Genomic DNA, 4,224 nt, shown 5'->3' with positions numbered 1-4,224 from the left:
GTGACACCATGATCTTCAAAGCTCGTAAGGTGAAGAAGAGCGAGCACAGTATCATCAATCTTGTCATTGTCTAGTAACATAGTCTAACCCTTCCATGCTAAGATGGCGGTGATGTCAGATAACGCTCGGCGGCTACCTGCGGTAGCTCGCACACAAAAAATAAAATTTAATTAAGAACAATCTCTAAAGTGTGCGAGCTATCGGCGAAGCGACGCCCACAATCTCTCTATCATCTGATCAAAGGCGGCGCGAAGCGAACAGGGAAGCCGCTTGTTATCCGCCGTGACCCGTTTGCTCAAATCTCTTACGTGAAAATACAAAACGAAATCAAAGAACGAATACTTTATCCGCTTACGCTGTCAGAACCAAGGCTCGACCGCCAATATAGTAATACAGAACCGCAAGCGATGAGTGCGAAGTGCGTCAACTCAATCTTATGTTTTTTTATAAGCACGAGCACTGATCGCAAGAGCAAAACAAGATCAGACACAAAGCGTGTCAAAAGACGAAAGCGAGTAGCGAAGCGCTCGCTGGCTTAAAGCGGTCGAGCAACAAGAACAAAAGTATGATCAAAGAACATTTACTATCAAACTCTGAAAGCGTAAAGCCTCGTATATTCTGGTCATGGCGGATAACGCTCGGCGGCTACACGACATGGCGCGAAGTGGCCACCGAATAGGTGGTAGCTAACTATCCTTACCACCAAAACTAATATCTCAAAGAGCGCCATGTGCGAACGCGCCAGCGTTCGTGTAAACTAAGTATCTAAGTGCTCACGCTTCCGCTGGCGCGGAAGCGGCACGTGTAAGCCGCATGTTATCCGATGTGCGGGCTCCAAAATCCATTTTAATCAGCAGGTTTCAAGGTAAAGTTACCAATTACATCCGTACCCCAAAAATGCACCTGATTAACGGTTCCGATGATTGTAGTGCCTTCAAACAAGCCTTGTAAGAAAACACCAGAATCAGATATTCCCCACGGACAGGCAACCCAAAAAGTTGAATCCGTATACGATCCGCGAAGCTCACCCGAAGAAAAGGGCTGAAAATAAGTGTCTGGTTGTACATTAAAGGTGCCTGTAACATTACCATCGTTAAAATGCAAATGAAATTTCCCAGAAGCTAGAAGTTGTTGTGATTCATCATAAGCACGGAATGCATATTTGCTACTATCTGGTTTATCACATCCAGATAAAGCGATCAAACATATGGAAACCGTAATAAGATAAAATATTGTTTTAATCATGGTACTATCCTTTTGTCCGCATATCGGATAACGCTCGGCGGCTACACGCAGTAGCTCGCACGCGAGGAAATTATAGTTAATTAAGAACATACTCAAACCGTGAGCGAGCTACTGGCGAGCGACGCCCACAATCTCTCTATCGTCAAATCAAAAGGCGTCGCGAAGCGGCACGTGTAAGCCGCATGTTATCTGACGGTCGGCGTTAGTCCACACTTTCAATCAAGAAACAACTACTTGCTCTCATCGCTCACAGAGGTTCTTAAATTATTCCAGCACATCTTCAATCCAAGTAAATATAGTAAACCAGTCAATAGCGAAGTCAATGAAAAAATCAATGCACGAATCGGATAATTAGAATGTTGCACTAACATCGCCGCATCGGCGACTACACCAATTCCTCTAAGCAAATAGATAGCCGTAATGATCAACAGACCTGTACGCAGGAAAGGTATTTTTCTGATTAATGAAGCTCCGGAAAAAGCATAAACAGCGAAGATCGTCAGTATGAAAGCAACGGCAAGAGTTACAAGAGCAGGGATGAGAGACCCGTTTTGATCCAGAATTGCCATCTCTTCCCCAGCTCCGAAGTAGCGATAAGCCGGTGCACCAATGAAAATGACGATAATATGCAGAGCTGCAAATAAGGAACTTATGACTCCTGCACAAATAAGTAATGTTCGTCCTTGGTTTATATTTTCGAGCGATGAGAGCATTAGTCAATCCTCCAAATTACATATACCTGTTCAACGCCGACTGTCAGATAACGCGGCGCGGCTACACGCAGTAGCTCGCACGCGAGGAAAATTAAAGTTAATTAAGAACATACTCAAACCGTGAGCGAGCTACTGGCGAAGCGAGCGCCACAATAATGTAGCCTGTGGGGACATCAAAAAGCGCTCGCGAAGCGGCACGTGTAAGCCGCATGTTATCCGAGGGTGTGGCGTTAAAAAATACCTCGCCCTTTAGTTTTGCGAATAATCTCCCTCAAAAGTTCCTTTTCGTTCATAGATTTTGATTGAACATGAATACTCCGACTTACTTCTCCGGAAGCAATTCTCTTTGATATCCTTTGGAGTTTTTCATCGAGCTTTTTAGCTTGCTCTGCCTCGGTGCGATGCATCTCGACGGCCTTATTTCTTTCGACCATCGGTTCAATTGTGTCAACAGGCTCATGCAAAAACACAATTTTATAAATTCTCAGTAGTTGTTCAATTTCAGAAAGATTATCGTTATCACTCAAATCTTTGTAGTGAGTCTCAAGAGCTGAATATAGTTTTTCAACTAATAAACGGTCACCGGGCAAAAGTCCCGCACCTTCACTTGTTGCCTCAAAAACAAATTCTGATAGTAATATGAAACGATGCAAGGAAAGTTCAAGAGACTCACCCGATTTATCAATTAAGCGGATAAGTTGTTGCTCAATAGGTGTTTCAATCTGCCCGCCCCCGTAATGTGTGCGGCCAGAGACATCCTTGATATATCCAATGAGTCGAGATGCGTCTTTCTTATTTAACGATACTTTTATCATAGGTCTATTCGAGCCACACTCTCGGATAACGCTCGGCGGCTACACGCAGTAGCTCGCACGCGAGGAAAATTACAGTTAATTAAGAACATTCTCAAACCGTGAGCGAGCTACTGGCGAAGCGAGCGCCACAATAATGTAGCCTGTGGGGACATCAAAAAGCGCTCGCGAAGCGGCACGTGTAAGCCGCATGTTATACGAGGTTTTTGCCGACACTAACGGGTTGTATAAAAAATCCACTCGATTTTACCATTTAAGGCAGGAAACATGGTAAGAATGTCCTGGACCTTACTTTCGTTTTCATTCGATCTACGTGTGTGTACAAAGCTCCAGTTTTTACCATCTTCCGAAATTGCAATAAGATAATAATTTTCATTAAATATCACTCCTGCCGTAACGGTTTTAAGTTTCAACGGGAGGACGTAAATGCGTAGCGATCCATTCCTGATAGGTTCAGAGACAGTATTGTCAAAAGTGAATCCACTAATGACGGAATTAGTACTCTCAAAACGGTGAAATTCCTGTTTTAACTCGTCTATGAACTTGCTTCGTCCACCGCTATGTTCAATCCATTTAGGATATGTACAGTTTGCAATTACCTCATAGTTAAGGGTGGCGAATGCATTCCCGGCGAAATCGCCTTTTTCCAAAGCAGAATAATAATCCTGATTACACTGCTCTATGAAAAAGGTGAAGCAAACGATAAAAAAGTACTTCATAGTTACCTTGTCGGCAAAATCTCGTATAACGCTCGGCGGCTACACGACATGGCGCGAATCATCCGCCGAAAAGGTGGTAGACTAACTAACTTTACCACCAAAACTTAATCTATCAAAGAGCGCCATGTGCGAACGCGCCAGCGTTCGTTTAAACTAACTATCTAAGTACTCACGCTTTCGCTGGCGCGGAAGCGGACGTGTAAGCCGCTTGTTATCCGACGGATCGCGTTGACTATTTCTGACTATACAGAATATCCCTTTTAACATAAAATTGCATCGGTAGTGTTACAATGCAAACAGTTTCCAGTAAGTAGAAAACCGGATGTGGCTTATAAATGATTACGTGAATCAGCACGACTGAAGCGAAAACAAATACCGTGATTGCGAAACAGAGCAGCAAGAACGATTTCGAGTTTGCACCCCAAAATAGAAATTGCAACAAACATGTGATCATGAAGAACTTAATAAAGAAAATGGATAGAAACCCGCGCTGCATAAGGTCGGTGATACCTGACGCAAACAACAGGATCATGGCAATACCAGATATGTTGAGAATAATGGGTCGAATCATAAGTTCACGCTGTAGTACTTGTTTAGCGATCTGTCGGATAACGCTCGGCGGCTACCTGCGGTAGCTCGCACACAAAAAATAAAATTTAATTAAGAACAATCTCTAAAGTGTGCGAGCTATCGGCGAAGCGACGCCCACAATCTCTCTATCGTCAAATCAAAAGG

General features: G+C 43.6%; 4 protein-coding genes. All 4 read right to left on the bottom strand.

What is annotated here, in order from left to right; all coding sequences use genetic code 11:
* Positions 1–846: 846 nt before the first annotated feature.
* The gene (locus tag F9K33_16350; GenBank protein ID KAB2877480.1) at positions 847–1,245 is read right to left on the bottom strand and encodes a hypothetical protein; all 399 of its coding nucleotides are present in this window, start codon (positions 1,243–1,245) and stop codon (positions 847–849) included.
* Between the two features lie 230 nt (positions 1,246–1,475).
* Entirely contained in the window at positions 1,476–1,958 is a 483-nt protein-coding gene (locus F9K33_16345; GenBank protein ID KAB2877479.1) for a hypothetical protein, read from the bottom strand.
* A 230-nt stretch (positions 1,959–2,188) separates the two neighbouring features.
* Complete coding sequence (locus tag F9K33_16340) at positions 2,189–2,773, bottom strand: hypothetical protein (GenBank protein ID KAB2877478.1); 585 nt, start codon at positions 2,771–2,773, stop codon at positions 2,189–2,191.
* A gap of 212 nt (positions 2,774–2,985) precedes the next feature.
* Complete coding sequence (locus tag F9K33_16335; protein ID KAB2877477.1) at positions 2,986–3,489, bottom strand: hypothetical protein; 504 nt, start codon at positions 3,487–3,489, stop codon at positions 2,986–2,988.
* Between the last annotated feature and the right edge of the window lie 735 nt (positions 3,490–4,224).

The organism is bacterium (genome assembly GCA_008933615.1).
GTDB lineage: Bacteria > CLD3 > CLD3 > SB21 > SB21 > SB21.
The sequence above is the reverse complement of the archived record's forward strand: the minus strand, read 5'-3'. Positions and strand labels throughout refer to the sequence as shown.